This is a genomic window from Niastella sp. OAS944 (assembly GCA_024809215.1).
Taxonomy (GTDB): Bacteria; Bacteroidota; Bacteroidia; order Chitinophagales; family Chitinophagaceae; genus Niastella.
Map to the genome: position 1 here is coordinate 191,474 of JANUBW010000013.1, position 19,539 is coordinate 211,012.

General features: G+C 42.9%; 16 protein-coding genes. 14 read left to right on the plus strand and 2 right to left on the minus strand.

Translation table 11 applies throughout. The features are described from left to right. Positions 1 to 322 precede the first annotated feature (322 nt). Together GGD38_RS34855 and acs are read right to left on the minus strand one after the other, a co-directional pair. Positions 323 to 2,377 (minus strand): RagB/SusD family nutrient uptake outer membrane protein, encoded by a 2,055-nt coding sequence (locus tag GGD38_RS34855; RefSeq protein WP_375297825.1) that lies wholly within the window; start codon positions 2,375 to 2,377, stop codon positions 323 to 325. Between the two features lie 192 nt (positions 2,378 to 2,569). Beyond that, the gene (gene acs / locus GGD38_RS34860; RefSeq protein ID WP_375297824.1) at positions 2,570 to 4,483 is read right to left on the minus strand and encodes an acetate--CoA ligase; all 1,914 of its coding nucleotides are present in this window, start codon (positions 4,481 to 4,483) and stop codon (positions 2,570 to 2,572) included. 352 nt (positions 4,484 to 4,835) lie between these two features. Here acs and GGD38_RS34865 point away from each other — a divergent pair, with 352 nt between their 5' ends. From GGD38_RS34865 to GGD38_RS34930, 14 genes are all read left to right on the plus strand, one after another. After that, positions 4,836 to 6,377 carry an MFS transporter gene (locus GGD38_RS34865; protein ID WP_375297823.1) on the plus strand — a complete coding sequence of 514 codons (1,542 nt, stop codon included), beginning with the start codon at positions 4,836 to 4,838 and terminating at the stop codon, positions 6,375 to 6,377. 21 nt (positions 6,378 to 6,398) lie between these two features. After that, entirely contained in the window at positions 6,399 to 6,638 is a 240-nt protein-coding gene (locus GGD38_RS34870; protein ID WP_375297822.1) for a DUF6814 family protein, read from the plus strand. Positions 6,639 to 6,814: 176 nt separating this feature from the next. Beyond that, positions 6,815 to 7,195, plus strand: coding sequence for a hypothetical protein (locus GGD38_RS34875; RefSeq protein WP_375297821.1), 381 nt, complete (start codon positions 6,815 to 6,817; stop codon positions 7,193 to 7,195). A gap of 202 nt (positions 7,196 to 7,397) precedes the next feature. Further along, positions 7,398 to 9,017, plus strand: a complete 1,620-nt coding sequence (locus GGD38_RS34880; RefSeq protein ID WP_375297820.1) for a SulP family inorganic anion transporter — start codon at positions 7,398 to 7,400, stop codon at positions 9,015 to 9,017. Positions 9,018 to 9,120: 103 nt separating this feature from the next. Beyond that, the gene (locus GGD38_RS34885) at positions 9,121 to 9,756 is read left to right on the plus strand and encodes a carbonic anhydrase (protein WP_375297819.1); all 636 of its coding nucleotides are present in this window, start codon (positions 9,121 to 9,123) and stop codon (positions 9,754 to 9,756) included. A gap of 103 nt (positions 9,757 to 9,859) precedes the next feature. Further along, entirely contained in the window at positions 9,860 to 10,783 is a 924-nt protein-coding gene (gene gldA / locus GGD38_RS34890; protein WP_375297818.1) for a gliding motility-associated ABC transporter ATP-binding subunit GldA, read from the plus strand. Positions 10,784 to 10,907: 124 nt separating this feature from the next. Next, a complete protein-coding gene (locus GGD38_RS34895) occupies positions 10,908 to 11,315 on the plus strand; it encodes a DUF4259 domain-containing protein (RefSeq protein WP_375297817.1) in 408 nt (135 codons plus the stop codon). Between the two features lie 90 nt (positions 11,316 to 11,405). Further along, positions 11,406 to 12,695: a phosphopyruvate hydratase gene (eno, locus tag GGD38_RS34900; protein ID WP_375297816.1), complete on the plus strand. Its 1,290-nt coding sequence runs from the start codon at positions 11,406 to 11,408 to the stop codon at positions 12,693 to 12,695. 176 nt (positions 12,696 to 12,871) lie between these two features. After that, a complete protein-coding gene (locus GGD38_RS34905) occupies positions 12,872 to 13,168 on the plus strand; it encodes a septum formation initiator family protein (RefSeq protein WP_375297815.1) in 297 nt (98 codons plus the stop codon). 183 nt (positions 13,169 to 13,351) lie between these two features. After that, the gene (locus tag GGD38_RS34910) at positions 13,352 to 13,588 is read left to right on the plus strand and encodes a hypothetical protein (protein WP_375297814.1); all 237 of its coding nucleotides are present in this window, start codon (positions 13,352 to 13,354) and stop codon (positions 13,586 to 13,588) included. 94 nt (positions 13,589 to 13,682) lie between these two features. Next, positions 13,683 to 14,336: an endonuclease III gene (gene nth, locus GGD38_RS34915; protein WP_375297813.1), complete on the plus strand. Its 654-nt coding sequence runs from the start codon at positions 13,683 to 13,685 to the stop codon at positions 14,334 to 14,336. A 157-nt stretch (positions 14,337 to 14,493) separates the two neighbouring features. Beyond that, entirely contained in the window at positions 14,494 to 14,700 is a 207-nt protein-coding gene (locus GGD38_RS34920) for a hypothetical protein (RefSeq protein WP_375303952.1), read from the plus strand. A gap of 315 nt (positions 14,701 to 15,015) precedes the next feature. Further along, positions 15,016 to 15,873 (plus strand): hypothetical protein, encoded by an 858-nt coding sequence (locus tag GGD38_RS34925; RefSeq protein ID WP_375297811.1) that lies wholly within the window; start codon positions 15,016 to 15,018, stop codon positions 15,871 to 15,873. Beyond that, positions 15,870 to 19,532, plus strand: a complete 3,663-nt coding sequence (locus GGD38_RS34930; protein ID WP_375297810.1) for a BamA/TamA family outer membrane protein — start codon at positions 15,870 to 15,872, stop codon at positions 19,530 to 19,532. Before GGD38_RS34925 ends, GGD38_RS34930 begins: the two co-directional genes overlap by 4 nt. Positions 19,533 to 19,539: the final 7 nt, after the last annotated feature.

Genomic DNA, 19,539 nt, shown 5'->3' on the forward strand with positions numbered 1-19,539 from the left:
AACGGCCGCAACTATACGTGGCATTTTGTTGTCATTGTTGATATTAATAACAGGTGTTAACCAACCTGTTTTGGCATTTCAACCGTATATTGCATGTACATATATCCCGTTTTGGCGGGATCCGAACATGTGAGACAAAAACAATCCATAAAGGACATTGGCTCCTAGAAAACGGTCAATGTTTCCGTCTCTATGAAGACCCCACAATCTCCAGCCAGTGGGGTTTTCTTTTACTACATATACAACAAACAAACGCATCAAATAAAAAGGGTGAGCCGCTCTTGGAGAGCGACCCACCCATTCTTCATTTATGCAAATGCTATTAATAGCCGGCGTTCTGCGTTAAACCAGGGTTTGCATTAAGGAAGTCCTGCGGAATAGGCAGCAGGTTATTAAAAGCGTGGTACCCTTTAGGCCCCAACACCTCCATTGCCTTACCCCACTTTACCAACTTCTCAAAACGGTGCCCCTCGCGATAAAACTCAGCTTTCCAAATAGAACGTATTGTTTCTTTTGCCTGCTCGGCATTGGTGTACGAAAAAGGAGGCAATTGCCGGCGAATTACCAGCGGGCTTAAATTATAGGTAGCATCTACCTCACCCAGGTTTACGCGCGCCTCCGTATTTACAAGTAATACTTCGGCATAACGGGCTACCGGAATAAAGTTCCTGGTAGTAATACCATCGTTAAAATATTTGATGCCGTTCTGCGCTGCAATATTTGTGTTTATATTCCAGATGATCTCTGAATTTTCATCACTAATAAGAATATTATCTGCTGATGGCACCAATGAATAAGTAGCCATTTGTATTAACTCATTGGTATATTGTTTTGCCTCGGCATAATCACCTTCTGCCATAGCTATGCGGGCCAATAACATTCTACAGGCATTTGAATTGATCCGGTTTTTATCAACACCAGTGAAGCGGATTGGTAAAACGGCCCTGGCGAAATTAAGATCGTTCTTAATAAATGTATAGGTATCACTTAGTGAAGCACGGATTTGGTTATCGTCAACTATACCCTTTTGCAAAAACAAGCCGCCAAAATAAGTTGCCAACCGTAAGTATATAAAGCCCCGTAAACCTTTTGCCTCACCCATCATTTGATTCAGGTCATTAACAGGCATATTGAGCAGGGGAGCATTTTGAATTATCCTGTTTAATGTAGTTATGTGTTTATACGCCTGGCCATACACGGAATACAAAGGAAAGCTTGTGGGCGTTATGGCAAACTGGTCCATTGCACAATAGCGGTCTAAACCCGGAATGCTGCAATCTCCATCATCGCTTAACACACCATCTACAAGTACCAATCCCTGGTTCCAATCGTCACCAATAGAGCGATAAAGATCTTTAAGATACATATCCGCTTCTGCTTTATTAGCAAATGGTGCACCCTGGCGGTTAATATAATAACCAATAAGCGAATTTACTTTTACCGTTTTGTTACTGGCTATTACTATTTCAAATGGTGCAGCGGTTCTGTCGTTTCCATCAGTTTGCCCATCGCCATTTGTATCCTGATATATAAAATCACCTATAAACCCATCAATATTGCGAACCGGGCCATGGTTTACCTGATCTATATTCTGATAAATACCTGTTGGTTTTAAGGCAACCAGCTGGCCATTTACTATGGCCGGCTTTAAGTAATTTAATTTTTCTCCCTTCTTAACAACCAGGTAATAGGTACCGGCAGGCAATCCGCTGAAAGTGATCTTACCACTGGCATCTGTTTGTCCGGTAAACGCAGGGCGGTTTGCGGTGAAGTCGGCACGGGTAAAATACAATGCTACATCGGCACCGGCAGTTGCTTTACCTAACGTATCGGTAGTTGACCATAATGATCCGTCTAGCACGGTAATCTCTGCATTGCCTGGCTTCTTACATAAAACACCGGCAATTGTAAAAACAACATGTTTTGCATCACCGGTACCATTATCCAGTATAACTACGCCGTTGATCAAAACTTTATCGCCATCAATGGTAACTACTAATTCTTTGCCGGTAAGGGTAGTAAGTTTTTTACCGTTGGTAAGATCGGCTTTTTTAATAATGCCTTTTACAACATGGTCTTTTACTTCGGCCGCCGATAACGAAGTAGCTTCTACGCGGGCGTTAGGATCATAGCTGTCAATAGCACTGTTCACAGGTGCAAATACCGTGAACCCGTCTTTAACTTCATCATCGGTAAAGGTTACCTGCTGAAATGAACTACCAAAGGTTTTTACATTGTCGGTTTTCGACAAATATTCCTGAACGGCTTTAACATCTTCATTCACTGTGGGCGAATCGTTCCCGCCATCGTCTTTTTTTGAACAGGACAACACCAGCGTTAGTATTGCGCATAGTGCAAGGAGCTGATTTTTTAACATAGGTTGAATTATTATAATCGGTTTTTGATTAAAGCGATTGGTGTCTGCGTGAACTTTTTCCGGTTGGCCTTTGTGGTGGGAATGATGGGCAGTAAAAGTATATAATACAATCCGTATCTGCAATAGCTTATATAAAAAGGCGAGCCCCCTTTGAAAGGGGACCCGCCTTTTACTATTTTATCATGATGCCTGCTATAATCTTCCTTTGGCAATTTCGTCTACAACACCGGGGTCTAACAATGTACTTGTATCACCCAGTTTATCTATTTCTCCTTCGGCCACCTTGCGTAAGATCCTGCGCATGATTTTTCCACTTCTGGTTTTTGGCAGGCCGCTTACAAATTGTATTTTATCGGGTTTGGCAATGGCGCCAATGATACGCGATACTGTTGCGGTTATATCTTTACGGGCCAGCGTATCGTCGCCATGGCTGCCCTGGTAAATTACAAATGCATAAATGCCCTGTCCTTTAATATCGTGTGGGTAGCCTACAACAGCGCTTTCTACCACCCCGGCATGCATATTTATGGCATTTTCCACTTCAGCGGTGCCAATGCGGTGACCACTTACGTTCAATACATCATCAACCCGGCCGGTTATACGATAGTTGCCATCTTCATCGCGTAAACAGCCATCACCGGTAAAATACAAATTATCGTATGTAGCAAAATAGTTTACACGGCAACGCTCATGATCGCCATAGGTCGTGCGCAGCATACCTGGCCATGGGAACTTAATACATAGATTACCGCTAACGCCGTTACCGGTAACTTCTTTGCCATTCTCATCTACAAGTATAGGTTGCACGCCTGGTAAAGGCAAGGTAGCATGTGCTGGTTTGGCGGGCGTTACACCGGCCAGGTTTGAAATAAGAATACCACCCGTTTCTGTTTGCCACCAGGTATCAACAATGGGGCATTTCTTTTTGCCAATATGCTCATCGTACCAATGCCATGCTTCTTCATTTATAGGCTCGCCTACGGTACCCAATACTTTCAATGAATTGAGGTTATGGTCTTTTATTGGATCGAGGCCAAAACCCATCAATGATCTGATGGCGGTAGGTGCAGTGTACAGCACATTCACTTTGAATTTGTCAACCAGGTCCCAAAACCTGCCGGCATTGGGCCAGGTAGGAATGCCTTCAAACATCAGTGAAGTAGCACCGGCGCTTAACGGGCCGTATACAATATAACTGTGACCAGTGATCCAACCAATATCGGCCGTACAAAAATGCACATCACCGGGTTGGTACTGAAATACGTTCACAAAACTATAATTGGTATACACCATATAGCCCCCAACGGTATGTACAACGCCCTTGGGTTTACCGGTTGATCCGGAGGTGTATAATATAAACAACATATCTTCCGCATCCATTTCTTCAGCAGGGCAATGGGGGTTGCCTTGTGTTTCCACTATTTTTATTTCATCTTCCCACCATACATCGCGCCCCTTGATCATTGACACCGCTGTGCGGGTGCGGGTCAATACAATAACACGTTTTACGAAGGGGCATTGAACCAGGGCATCGTCAATTACACTTTTCAGCGGAATTTCTTTATTACCACGGAAGGCGCCATCGCAGGTAACTACAAATTCTGCTTTTGCATCCTGTAAACGATCGGCAATACTTTGTGCGCTAAAACCACCGAAAACAACGGAGTGAATGGCGCCTATGCGCGCACAGGCCAGTACTGCAATTGCCAGCTCGGGCACCATGCCCATATAAATACAAACACGATCGCCTTTTTTAACGCCGTTGTTCTTAAGTACGTTGGCAAATTGCATCACCTTGGCGTGCAGATCGCGATAGGTTAGTATGCGGTGATGTTCTTCCGGATCATTAGACTCCCATATGATAGCGGGTGTATTGCCTAAAGTGTCGAGGTGACGGTCGAGACAGTTTTCTGTAATGTTCAGTTTGCCGCCGGCAAACCATTTAATAGTGGGCTTTTTAAAATCCCACTCCAGTACTTTATCCCATTTTTTACGCCATAAGAAATTAGAAGCTACTTCTCCCCAAAAACCTTCAGGATCGTTTACACTCTTTTCGTACGCGGCCTTGTATTGGTCTGCTGATTTTACCTGGTAAGGATATGACATAACAATCTGTTTAAATCCCCTTTAAAAATTTAGGGCGTTAAAATACGAAGAAAAAGTTTACCAGTTTCCAGTTTCCTGTTACCAGTTTGCACCTCGCGTTATTCAGGTTGCAGGTTACAAGGTTCAGGTTGCAAGGCTGATAATGCAGAATGCCGCATTCAGATTGAGCTCCCCAAATATTCAGGGCCTTGAAACCTGTAACCTGTATCTTGTAACAGTTGCTATGTATTGATTACAGATATAACTAACAATCGTTTTTTATTTAACACTTAATACGCAATCGATTGTTGCTTATTGTTGATTGATTGTTGTGCCTTATATTTATAGCTTAAACAAAAGCGCCGCTTCCCATATGACGCAATCCAAAACTATCTGGCAGGTAATTGCTGCCTCATCAGTAGGAACCTTAATTGAATGGTACGACTTTTACATTTTCGGTAGTCTGGCAACCGTTATTGCCGACCAGTTTTTCCCAAAAACAAATCCCACTGCCGCTCTCTTATCAACACTGGCCACTTTTGCCGCCGGGTTTATTGTGCGCCCCTTTGGCGCCCTGGTATTTGGGCGATTAGGCGACCTTATAGGTAGGAAATATACTTTTCTGCTTACGCTTGTGCTTATGGGTGGTTCTACATTCGCCATTGGCCTTGTGCCTGGCTATGCAACCATTGGCTTTGCAGCCCCGCTGCTGGTGTTGCTGCTTCGCTTAATACAGGGGCTGGCCCTGGGTGGTGAATACGGCGGCGCCGCAACCTATGTTGCCGAACATGCTCCGCCCAACCGGCGCGGGTATTATACCAGCTGGATCCAAACCACCGCAACCCTCGGCCTTTTCTTTTCATTGGGTGTAATATTAATTACCCGCCATTTCCTGGCACCCGATCTCAATACTTCTATTCAACGCTTTAACGACTGGGGCTGGCGCATACCCTTTTGGGTATCCATACTATTGGTTATAGTGTCTATCTATATTCGTTTACGTATGAACGAATCGCCTTTGTTTGCAAAACTTAAAACCGAAGGCAAGGTTGCCAAAAACCCATTAAAAGAAAGCTTTGGCCATAAAGCCAATTTGAAAATGGTATTGCTGGCCCTGTTTGGCGCTACCATGGGCCAGGGTGTTGTTTGGTATACCGGCCAGTTTTATGCGCAATCATTTCTTGAAAACGTTTGCGGGGTCGACTTCGACCAGTCGCGCACGATACTTATTTGGGGCATCCTGTTTGCCACACCATTCTTTGTGGTGTTTGGCGGCCTCAGCGATAAAATAGGCCGCAAGTGGATCATGCTTATTGGTATGCTGGTGGCCATATGCTCCTATCAATACATTTTCAAACAATTCCTCACATTAACATCACCCGAGGGAAAAACAGAGCTTACCGATCACCGCAAATTGCTGGAAGATAAAGTAATTGTTAGCCCGGCAAACCCGGCCGACTCTATTCACCTGGTTACTTCGGAAGTACATTATAACGATGGCGCTGTATTTAAAGAAGTAAAGTCAGATACCTTATTTTCCGACGCAAGCCGAGCTGCAGTTACCAAAACATCTATCAAGTATAAAGACAAAAAGCTCAATACCTGGGCTTATCGCAAACTCATAGTTTGGATATTTGTGTTAATACTATATGTAACTATGGTGTATGGGCCAATAGCCGCCTTCCTGGTAGAAATGTTCCCCACCCGCATCAGGTATACTTCTATGTCGCTCCCCTATCATATTGGGAATGGGGTGTTTGGTGGGTTAACACCATTTATTGCTACCCTGCTCACCACCATTTATGTTACCGATAAATTATCGGGTTTGTGGTATACGATCATCATTGGCGCAGTATGTTTATTTATTGGCGCTATCTATATTTCGAACCGCATTGACCCCGACGTTAACGATTAATTAATATTAAAAGCGAACCACATGAATAGCTTAAAAAGAGGGCTTGGCATTGTTTGGATGATGTTGGGGCCTGTTACTATATTTTATCTTTTAAAAACAGCAGCAGCAGAAATTGCCCGAAAGCCACATATCGATACTAAAATTCAATGGGCTGTTTTCGTTGTCATATTCATTCCCATTGCAATAGGCATGGTTATTTTTGGTTATTATGCTTTCAAGGGCGAGTACGATCAATTGCCCGAAAGCTCAAAAGAAATTTAGCACGGATAATTTCACCGGCGCAACTTTTAGCCCTGCTTGCACGACTTAGCATGCAAGCGGGGCTTTTTATAAACTGTATTATTGTACAATTTGTAAGGAACCTGACAATTGTTAACAAAATTTAACGTTTGTCTTCTGGCAAATGAAAGCTTATTTTTGCTCTGTTATTTAAACTGATGAAGAAAGGAATACAAAAAGATTATTATACTGTGTCCGTTGCGAAAAGGATCGTGGCCTGCGCCATGATGCTTTTACTTGTATGGATAACAAGTGTTAACTTTTTGTATTTGTCGAAAGACCTGGGCTCGGCCCTGGTTACCTGTATCGATGTTGATGGCGATGAAGATAACGGCGTTGATTGCAATAATGGCAACCCTGCCGGTCCCGACGAAAAATCGCCCGATGCGCCTATAACTATTTCAGAAGAGTACATACATACATATCACAATCCGGTAAATCCCGATTGGATCAATACTTTCTTTCAGCATAAAGTTCACGAAGCTGAACAACTCTGCATCTTTCATCCGGAAAGCTTTTCTCCCCCTCCGGAAGCGTAACCATATCATTATTTTCCCTTGCAGTTAATGTTCTTTAGTTAAATGCCCGCATGCGTTGCGGGAAACGATCGCTTGTTGATATGAATAATACATCTGGTCAAATTAACATTTGATTCAGTTGTAGGTCGTGTATTCATTCAACCTGGTATATCCTTATTGTCAAAACCGGGCAAGCCATGTGCTTCTCATAAAAAATTTTGTTATGGTCAAAAAAGTAAAATCATACGCAGGCGCATTGCGAAATGATCTGCCGTCTTCTGTTGTCGTATTTCTCGTGGCGCTTCCGTTGTGTTTGGGTATTGCCCTGGCCTCTGGCGCTCCTTTATTTTCAGGAATTATTGCCGGTATGGTTGGCGGTATTGTAATTGGTTCCCTTAGTGGCTCACAGCTTAGTGTGAGCGGGCCCGCGGCCGGTTTAAGCACAATTGTTGCCGCAGCCATCTTAAAATTAGATGTTTACGAAGCCTTCCTGGTAGCAGTTGTACTGGGTGGTATTTTTCAAATAATACTGGGCTTTTTAAAAGCCGGTATCCTGGGCGACTACATTCCTTCCAGTGTAATCAAAGGCATGTTGGCCGCCATTGGTGTTATTCTAATACTAAAACAGTTTCCCCACCTGGTAGGTTATGATGCCAACCCCGAAGGCGACGAAAGCTTTACACAGGCCGATGGCGACAATACCTTCAGCGGTTTGTACGACGGTTTGCGTCATTTGCTTCCCGGCGCCCTTATTATTGGACTTATATCGCTGTCCATAATGGTGGTTTGGGAAAATGTGGTGGCCAAAAAGGCAAAATTCCTGCAAATGATGCCCGCCCCATTGATTGTGGTGGCTATTGGTATAATCATCAATGAAACATTCAAGACCTCTTCACCCGCATTTGCCATTAAAGAATCGCACCTGGTTAGCATTCCTGTGGCAACGTCGGTAAACGGATTTGTTTCATTCTTTACCTTCCCCGACTTCAGCCACATTTTCAATTATCAGATCTGGCTTACCGGTTTTACCATAGCCATTGTGGCCAGTTTGGAAACATTATTAAATATTGAAGCTGCCGACGACCTCGACCCCTATCAACGGGTTACACCTACCAACCGCGAGTTGATGGCCCAGGGAGCCGGTAACATGATATCGGGCTTAATTGGTGGCCTTCCTATAACGTCGGTGGTTGTACGTACTTCGGCAAACATCAACGCAGGCGCCAGAACAAAAATGTCGGCCATCTTCCATGGTGTGCTGTTACTGCTTTCGGTAGCCTTTATACCAAAACTGCTTAACCTCATTCCATTATCGGCACTTGCAGCCATTCTTATTTATACTGGTTATAAACTGGCCAAACCTTCTTTGTTTATCAAGTTCTACAAAAAAGGCTGGGATGTGTTTGTACCATTTGTTCTTACCATTGTGGCCATTTTGCTAACCGATCTGCTGAAAGGTATTTTAATAGGTTGTGTGGTAGGAATGTTCTTTGTTATTCGCAGCAATTTTAAATCGGCTGTGCTGGTAGTAAGCGATGCCAATAAATATTTGTTCCGCTTGCGCAAGGATGTATCTTTCCTCAATAAACCTATCATCAAGAACAAACTGGAACAGGTTCCGGCTAATAGCTATGTATTCATTGATGCTACCCGTGCCGATTTTATTGATAAGGACATTATTGAAGTAATTGAAGACTTCTTAAAACATGCTCCGTTAAAGGGTATTACGGTTGAGCTAAAAAAAAGCGTTCATAAAGAACAGGGATTTACCGGTAACGGGCCCAGTGTTGTAGCGCAGGCAAAACCTGTAGCAGTTGAAGAAGAAGAACCCGTGGCTGTTTAAAGCTCTTTACCATTAATTAATAAGGCCTGTGCTTTTTTAAATAAACCTCTTGGAAGCCATTTAGCTAAGGTTGACTAATTTTATAAGAACAAAAGGACTGAACATGGAATCATACGAAAAGTTATTACTGGAAAATAAAGCCTGGGCATCTGAAAAAACAAATGATGACCCGGAATACTTCAACCGGCTGGCACATATACAAACACCTGAATTTTTATGGATCGGTTGCAGCGACAGCCGTGTACCGGCCAATGAAATTACAGGCACCCAACCAGGCGAAATATTTGTGCATCGTAACATTGCCAATATGGTAGTGAATACCGATGTGAATTTGTTGAGCGTACTCGATTATGCGGTTAACCACCTCAAAGTAAAACATGTGATCGTTTGCGGCCATTACGGCTGCGGGGGGGTGAAAGCGGCAGCTACTCAAAGCGATTTTAAACCAGTTTTGAATATGTGGTTACGTAACATAAAAGACGTATACCGCCTGCACCGCGATGAATTGAATGGTATTAAAGATGAGGAATTACGTTCAGACAGGCTCGTTGAACTGAATGTAGCCGAGCAGGTAAATAACCTGGCCAAAACGTCTATCATTCAGCGTGCATGGCAACAAAAAAATGCGCCCGACTTACACGGATGGGTATACGGTTTAAAAGACGGCATCATAAAACCCGTTTTTGAAATGAAAGCCGGCACCCATATTGATCCGCTATACGAATACGACAACTTATAAGCATGTGCTAAGCTTTTTAATAAGATAACGCGACCTATAAGGCCCCGACTTTACCGTTGGGGCTTTTATATTTTAATGCTATTCCCTAATTTGCGTAGTAATTATGTCAATTGAAGTAAGCAATCTTACCAAAATATATGGTGAGCAAAAGGCCATCGATAACATATCCTTTACCATCAATAAAGGCGAGATCGTTGGTTTTTTAGGCCCAAACGGGGCCGGAAAATCCACCACTATGAAGATCATCACCGGTTATTTGCAACCCGATGAGGGGGAAGCCATTGTAAATGGCATACCGGTAAAAAAACAACCCCTTCAGGCTAAAGCTTCCATTGGCTACCTGCCCGAAGCCAACCCGCTTTATTACGACCAATACGTACGCGAATACCTCGATTTTATAGCAGATGTACACAGCGTGCCCGCCAAATTGAAAAAAGACCGCATAGAAGCTGTGATACAAACCGTAGGTTTGAGCCTGGAAAGCAAAAAAAAGGTTGGCCAGCTTTCAAAAGGATATAAACAACGCGTAGGACTGGCGGCCGCACTTATACACGACCCCGAAGTACTTATTCTTGATGAACCTACTACCGGTTTAGACCCCAACCAGATCATAGAGATCAGGGAAGTGATAAAATCACTGGGACAAAACAAAACCGTTCTTTTTTCATCGCACATCTTACAGGAAGTGGAGGCCATTTGCGACCGCGTGATCATCATTAACCGGGGCAAACTGGTGGCTAACGATAAACTAAGCAACCTGCGTCAGCAGGTAAATAATAACAACCTGCTAAAGGTTACGTTCAAAGAACCGCTGGAAGCGGCCTGGCTCGAAAGATTGAACAGCGTACAAACGGTTAACAAACTCAGCACCCATGAATGGGAACTGGTTTGCATCGATGCCAATGAGGCTAAAAGGCAATTGCTTGAACTGGCCCTTCAACATAACCTTAATATAATTTCCCTGCAATCTGGTGGACAAAGCCTTGAGGATGTGTTTAGAAGTTTAACCAACACAACAACTGCATAACACAAGTTTTTTCTTCTGCCCTAAATAATAGGGCCCAAGGGATAAGATTATACTGCAAACTTTGTTTCTTTGCACCTCGGCAAATGCCCTTTTGCCATCCTATTAATCTTATTAAACCTTTTTTATGGGAGCCTGGGGACCTTTAAACTTTGAAAATGACACCGCTCTTGATCTCGTATATGAAATTGAGGAAGAAGGAGCAAACAGGATCAAAATAGCCATTGAAGCCGTTAACAGCAGGGAAGAAGATTCTTTCCTTGATTCGGACCTGTGTTCAGAAGCGCTGGCAGCCATTGAATATATTGCTGCCGCCAAAGATAAAGTTTCGGAAGATTTTCCTGAAGATGCCGAAGAATGGCTAACACCGGCAAATAAAGAAACCCTGCTGGCAATACGCAACCTGATCGCAAACAGCAAACAGGCCATCGACAGAATAAAGCACAATTCGGAACTAAAAGACCTGTGGGAAGAAACAGAAGAATTTGAGGAGTGGAACAAAGTGCTGGACGGCCTCGTTACCAGAATCAGTTAACAACACAGAAATTAATAAACGATTGCCGGGCACATCGTACCAATTTGGCCCGGGAATACATAGGATAATAATTAAAAACTAATACCAATCATGAGTTACATTGCAGACATTCATGCCCGCCAGATCTTAGACAGTCGCGGTAATCCCACAGTTGAAGTAGATGTAGTTACTGACAACGGATTTTTGGGAAGAGCAGCCGTTCCAAGCGGTGCTTCTACCGGTAAACACGAAGCAGTAGAACTGCGCGACGGCGATAAAAAAACCTACGTAGGTAAAGGCGTTTTGCAGGCAGTAAAAAATGTAAACGAAATTATTGCCGACCAGCTGATTGGTTTAGAAGTAGTAAAACAAGCACACATCGACGATCTGCTGATAAAGATCGACGGTACTGAAAATAAAGCCAAACTGGGCGCCAACGCCACGCTGGCCGTTTCTATGGCTGTTGCCAAAGCTGCAGCAGAAGAAAGCAACCTGCCTTTGTACCGTTATCTGGGCGGCGTAAATGCAACCGTTCTGCCAATGCCGTTAATGAACATCCTGAACGGTGGTGCACATGCTGATAACAAAATTGATTTCCAGGAATTTATGATCGTTCCCATTGGCGCTCCTTCATTTAGCGAAGGCTTGCGTTGGGGTGTTGAGATCTTCCACACCCTGAAATCGATCCTGAAAAAGAAAGGCTACAGCACAAACGTGGGCGACGAAGGTGGCTATGCTCCTGATATTCAAAGCAATGAAGAAGCTATTGAAACCGTATTGGCTGCCATTGAAGCTGCCGGTTACAAAGCAGGTACTCAAATTGGTATCGCTATGGACGCTGCCAGCACCGAAATGTTCGACGAAGAAAAGAAAACTTACAAATTCTATAAAAGCTCAAACAAAGTTATCAGCAGCGATGAAATGGTGGCTTATTGGGCCGATTGGGTTAAAAAATACCCTATTGTTTCAATTGAAGACGGTATGGCAGAAGATGATTGGGAAGGTTGGAAAAACCACACTACCTCAATTGGCAGCAAATGCCAGCTGGTAGGTGACGACCTGTATGTTACCAACGTAAAACGCCTGCAGGAAGGTATCAATAAAGGTATTGCCAACAGTATCCTTATTAAAGTAAACCAAATTGGTACTGTAACAGAAACCATCAATGCCGTTCAACTGGCGCAAACCAATGGCTACACGTCTATCATGAGCCATCGCAGCGGTGAAACTGAAGATACAACCATCGCCGACCTGGCTGTGGCCCTCAACTGCGGACAAATTAAAACCGGTTCTGCCAGCCGTACCGACCGTATGGCCAAGTACAACCAATTGCTCCGTATTGAAGAAGCACTGGGTGAAAATGCCATTTATCCCAAAGGAAGAATTAAATTTGGTAAATAATACTTTTAACAATTGGCCCCCGCCTGAAGGCGGGAAGCCACTTGTTAAAAGAAATTCCAAAACCCAAATTCCAAGATCCAAATGAATACCAATAAGGGTTTGGAACTTGGAATTTGAGATTTGGAACTTATTTGGAACCTGAGATTTGGAATTTGGAATTTAATTGAGAATGTAATTTGAAATTATTTAAAAACATACCGGCCTGGCTAAAAAACAAATACCTGCTCACCATTATGGTATTCTCGGTATGGCTGTTATTCTTTGACGACCGCGACATTATAACCACCCACTTCAAGCACCGCAACGAACTTAAACAGCTGGAACAGAGCCGTGATTACTACCTTCAGCAGATAGATACCACCAAAAAAGAGCTCGAAGACCTGAAGCAGAACCCCGAAATGCTGGAAAAATACGCCCGGGAAAAGTACTGGATGAAAAAAGAGAACGAAGATTTGTTCATATTACCTGAATAAGTTGTTTTGGGGTGCACTATTGCATCATTCACCGCCTTTTTCTATCTTTCCACCGAAATAGCCCTCTCCCATCCAATTTCCGCACAATAAGAGAAACCTAATATCGTTTTATAACACGGACGGACTCCGAAATTGACTCTTTCGGAATTAACTAAGGACATAAAGGACATAAATGGTTTGCCTATGACTATTCTCTTTACACCGGAGGACCTTTTACGCTATTTGTACAAAGAAACCTCGCCGGCAATGAATGCCGCAATTGAAGCTGCATTGGAGGAAGACTGGACGCTTCGCGAAAAATTAGAAGTATTAAAAGCATCTGCCCGAAACCTGGACAAGATCGTTGAATCTCCCAGAACTGAAGTTATTATGAACGTATTGCAATATGCCCGCGAATCGGCATTGCAACTACATAATTAACACTTCCGGCAGAACCCGTAGCCAGCAATAATGTAACAATCATTGGGCTACATTAATCCACTCCCTTAATTTCGCAGTCATTCTAAGAGGAAGAATGACAAGAAAACAAAGATTCCAGTACGTAATTGACTTTTTTTTGCATCATGCACCCGATGCGGAAACTGAGTTGCTGTATGATAATCCCTACCAGCTGCTGGTTGCGGTAATACTTTCAGCCCAGTGCACCGACAAACGGGTTAACATGACTACGCCGGCCATATTTGAAAAATATCCGGACGCGGACAGTTTGTCAAAAGCCACTTTTGACGAACTGTTCCCGTTAATAAGGAGTATCTCGTACCCCAACAACAAAACAAAACACCTGATTGGAATGGCCAAAATGCTGCAGGAGCAGTTCAATGGCGAAGTTCCTCTTACGGTTGATGAGCTTGTTCAACTTCCGGGCGTTGGCCGCAAAACGGCTAATGTAATAACCTCGGTAGTTGATCAGCAACCCAATATGGCGGTAGACACTCACGTTTTCCGCGTATCGGCACGTATTGGCCTCACCCTTAATGCCACCACCCCACTGGCAACGGAGAAACAACTCATTGCCCACATTCCCAAAGAATTGATCCATATAGCTCACCATTGGCTTATTTTACACGGCCGGTATGTTTGCATTGCCCGTAACCCCAAATGCGATAAATGCGGAATTACAACGGCCTGTAAGTATTTTCAAAAGAATGTTGCGCCAAAGAAGAAGTAGAATTATTAACACACGGTCATTTTTATTGCCCGTCCGTTGGAATTTAGGGCGGGGTTTAATTGAAAAAAGAGGAAATAATTCTCAATTACAAGTCTTTTGAATTGAAAAAAAAGAACTGTTTGTTCAATTGGAGGTTCTCATAATTAAAAAATATGAATTGTTTTTTCAATTAGAAGTTCTTTCAATTGAAAAAAAAGAACAGTTGATTCAATTGGATAAGCTTTCAATTAAAAAGATTGTACAGTTTTTTCAATTGCGTGCACATCCAATTAAAAAGAATGTGCAGTTTTTTCAATCAGATGCGCTTCCAATTAAAAAGAATGCAGTTTTTTTTCAATCAGAAGTTCTTTCAATTAAAAAATAATTACATTCTTTTCAATTGAATTAGCGTCCCTTTATTAGAAATAAATTGATTTTCAGGCATTTAAATCCATCAGCACGGCTGTTCTTTATAAAGAATCGTATTTGTCCCGATCTGAATGCACCAATGAGTACAAACAACACTTACGCATACATGATCAGGTATTATTTCTTCCAATCATTGTAGACAGTTTTCCCCATTTACCAGTAAAAATTAAACCATTACCAACTTATATTTGAATGTAGCAGCATCAATTATTACAAGCCAATTGGCATGGCACCAGATTTTGACATATAGCTGGTATTCCATTAGTATTTTATGCTTTACAGATATGCCAGCTTACTTTGCCTGTTCATTGCTTTTGCTACCAGTCGCTGCTCCCAGTCTGCCGACGCACGTACTGCATTTAAAAGCCCCGATGGATACGATTTAAATAAACCTTTCTTACTGAAATTGCCGGTTGAGCTCGACGAAATTTCAGGGCTCGCCTTTTATAGCCACGATACCAGCGTATTTGCCATAGGCGACGAGTTTGGCTATTTGTATAAGATACCCCTAACCAAAGGCAAACCGATACGTAAATGGAAGTTTTCGAACCAGGGCGATTATGAAGACCTGGTTATGGTTGACAAGGTGTTTTATGTGCTGCAAAGCAATGGTAATATAACCGCCTTTACTTTCGATGACCATAACCAGATCCTGAGCCAGCAAAAAGAGTTTCCGGCCACGGGCAATGAGTTTGAGATCCTGTACTTTAACCATCACATCTTTAAACTTGTATTAATGTGTAAGGATTGTGAAACCGATAAAAAGAAAGCCTTATCGGTGATCTACTTCAATTTGCTGAACAAACAGTTCGACGACTCAGCCTCCATCAACGTAACAGCTATTGCCAATATGGTGGGCGAAAAAAAGATCAAGTTCAAACCATCAGCCGCTGCCTTACACCCTATAACCGATGAACTATATATTATTTCATCGATCAACAAGCTGGTGGTAGTATGTGATAAAAATGGCAATCCCAAACAAGCCTACCCCATAGATCCGGTACTGTTTAAACAACCCGAAGGAATTACATTTACGCCGCAAGGTGATATGATCATTTCAAATGAGGCCGCCGGGCGGGGTGTTGCTAACTTATTATTTTTTAAATACAACAAGAACGTGAAACCATGAGGTACCTGCTTGTCCTTTTTATAATGTTTGCCGGCCATGTACTGTTAGCTCAAACGAACGAATCGGTTGCGGACTCGGTGGATAAACGGATTATTTTAATTGGCGACGCCGGTGCATTGGTCAATGGCAAACACCCGGTGTCAACAGCCGTGAAACACTACATGCACCCCGACAAAAAAACAATCATTGTTTATCTGGGCGATAACCTGTACCAGTTTGGCCTGCCCGATGAAGGAAGCAGGAACTATGAATTATCAAGAACGGTGCTCGATTCGCAAATGAACGTAATAGCCAATACACAGGCCCATATATACATGATACCTGGCAACCACGACTGGGCCAATGGCAGGTCCTATGGCTGGGAAACGTTGTTGCGCCAGGAAGCCTATGTAAACCTGATGAAAGAAAAAAACGTTGAATTCATTCCAAATGAAGGTTGTCCGGGACCGGTAGAAGTACCCATTGGCAACGATGCGGTGATGATCGTTTTTGACAGCCAGTGGTTTTTACACCAAAACGATAAACCCGGCATTGAATGGGACTGCCCCTGCAAAACAGAAAGCGAATTTATGCTACAGCTTAAAGAGATGCTGCGCAAAAATCTCAACAAGCTGGTAATTATTGCCTGCCACCACCCTTTTATGAGCAATGGCATACATGGTGGCTACTTTGGTTTAAAACAACATATCTTTCCTTTTACCGACATGAAAAAGAATTTATACATTCCCCTGCCGGTATTAGGTTCAATTTATCCTATCAGCCGCAGTGTGTTTGGCAGTCCGCAGGACATCAGCTACCCGGCCTACACCAACATGGTAAACACAATACGCGCCGAAACAAGATTACATCCCAATGTCATTTATGTCACCGGTCACGATCATAGCTTGCAGCTGCTCAAAGACACCAGCCATTATTATATTGTAAGCGGCAGCGGTTGCCATACCAGCCGGGTTGAAAAGAGTAAGAATTCACTGTATGTAAATGGCGATTCATTAGGCTTTGCCACACTGGAAATATCAAAAAATAAAACCGTACGGGCGAAATTCTATACAGTTGATATTGACTCTGAAACAGTGAAAGAAACATTTTCTAAAAACATTATCGACTTCTCAAAACCACCCACATTAAATGAAGACACGGCTAAATTACAAATACCTCCCTACACAGATTATTATGAGGCCGCAGCCGGCGCTCATTATAAAGAAAATGCATCTGCTTTAAAACGGCTGATACTGGGAAACAATTACCGGAATATCTGGGGCGAACCTGTAAAACTGAAAGTGTTTCGGCTTAAAGAAGAACATGGCGGTTTTAAGATCAAAAGCATGGGCGGCGGTAAGCAAACCAAATCGCTTACCCTCGAAGATAAAAATGGTAAGGAATGGACATTACGTACCATTGATAAAGATCCTGAACAGGCATTGCCCGAAAACCTGCGTAATACAGTGGCCGCAGAAATTGTACAGGATATGATCTCTGCTGCTCAGCCATATGCGCCCTTACCGGTTGCTTCATTGGCCGCATCTGCTCATATAGCTCATGCCACCCCACAGTTCTTCCTGGTGCCCGATGACCTGGCCTTTGGCGTGTACCGGCCCATGTTTGCCAATCAGGTTTGTATGCTTGAACAAAAGGATGCCTCCTGGGATGGCGCCGATACCAAAGGCTCCATAACAGTTATGAATAATTTAATTGAAGACAATAACAAACGTATTCTGCAAAAAGAAGTATTGAAAGCCCGCCTTCTCGATATACTTATTGCCGATTGGGACCGCCACATAGACCAGTGGAAATGGGGTGTTAAGGATACCGGGCAAGGCAAATTATACTATCCCATTCCAAAAGATCGTGATCAGGCTTTCTTTAACTCAGATGGCTGGTTAATTGCCTGGATATCGCGCAAACGACTGCCCTTCTTAAAAGGGTTGAGATATAAAATTCATGATATAAACCACCTGTCGGCCGTTTCAAAAGATTTTGACCGGGTATTCCTGAACCAGATCAACAGAACCGAATGGGATTCGGTAACTACTGTTTTCAGACGTGAAATGACAGATACAGCTATTCAACGGGCAATGAAAACAATGCCGCCCGAGATCTATGCGCTAAATGGTAAAGAAACCGCTGATAAACTCATTAGCCGCCGCAACGATCTTGAAAAAAAATCATTGAAGTATTATGATTTTCTGGCCAAACAGGTAACCGTTACAGGTAGCAACAAAACTGAATTATTTAAAGTATTCAATGAAGGAAAAAATGTACGGGTGCAGGTACAAGCCCATGAAGGAAAGGATAGCGGCTTTGTTATGTACGACCGCCTGTTCGATATTAGTAAAACAAAAGAAATACGTTTATACGGTCTTCGCGGCAACGATAAGTTTGATATATCGGCCAACACGCCTAACAAAAGTTTCCTTCGCATAATCGGAGGCAAAGGCGACGATACCTTTCATATAAATGGTAATATCAAAAACTATATATACGACCTCACCGGTGAAAAGAATTTTGTAGAAAAAGGAAAGAATACAAAAAACCGTTTCAGTTCCAACACTGATGTAAACAAATATGATTTTACCGATCAATACCAGTATAACATTTTCCATTTCCCCCGTATAAATATCGGTTACAATGCAGATGATGGATTTATGTTTGGCTTTGGGTTATGGTACCGCCGGTATTCCTTCCGCAAAGAACCCTACTCTTCAGAACAACGATTGTCGGCTCTTTTTGCAGCCGGTCAAAAAGCCATGCAGGTTAAATACCGGGGCTTGTTTGTAAATGTGCTGCCCAAAACAGATGCAGTGATCTATGCAGAAATAATGAACCCCGCCCTGAATAATTTCTTTGGTTTTGGCAACAACACCAGGGTAAATACCGATTCAACTATAAAATATTACCGGGCACGGTATAAAGATGTAGCGGCAGACGTGTTATTAAGATATAAGGTAGCATCTGTGTTCAGTGTATTTGCGGGCCCATCTTATTACCGTTACTGGAATAAAACCGAAAACAACAAAGATTACATTCTGGGTAAACCATCGCTCATAGGCCTCGATTCAAACGACGTGTATTCCGTAAAATCATACGTAGGCGGTAAAGCGGGTTTCCTGATCAACAACCTCAATAATGAACTGTTCCCTACCCGGGGAATAAACTGGTTAACAACTTTCACGCATTTGCAACCACTGAACAAGACCAGTTCTCAATTAACTAAGTTGGAATCAGATATGACGGTATATGCCAGTATGAGCTTTCCGGCCCGCTGGGTAACGGTATTAAGAGTAGGCGCCGGCCGCATTTACAGCGATAGCCTTGAATATTTTCAGGCGCTTACATTGGGTGCCAACAACTACTTACGTGGCTTTAGAAAAAATCGCTTTGCAGGGCAGGGTCTCGCTTATGCAAGCCTTGAATTCAGGGTTAAATTATTCGACAGTAAATCGTATGTATTTCCCGGACAAGTTGGGCTGGTGGCATTTAACGATATAGGCCGTGTATGGTTAAATGGTGAACGTAGCAAACGCTGGCATTATGCCTATGGTGGCGGTTTTTATTATGTGCCCTATAATATGGTGCTGGTATCTGCTACTGTTGCTTTATCGAGCGAAGAACGACTGGTGAACTTTACACTGGGCACAAAATTGAATTTAACATTTTAATATTCCT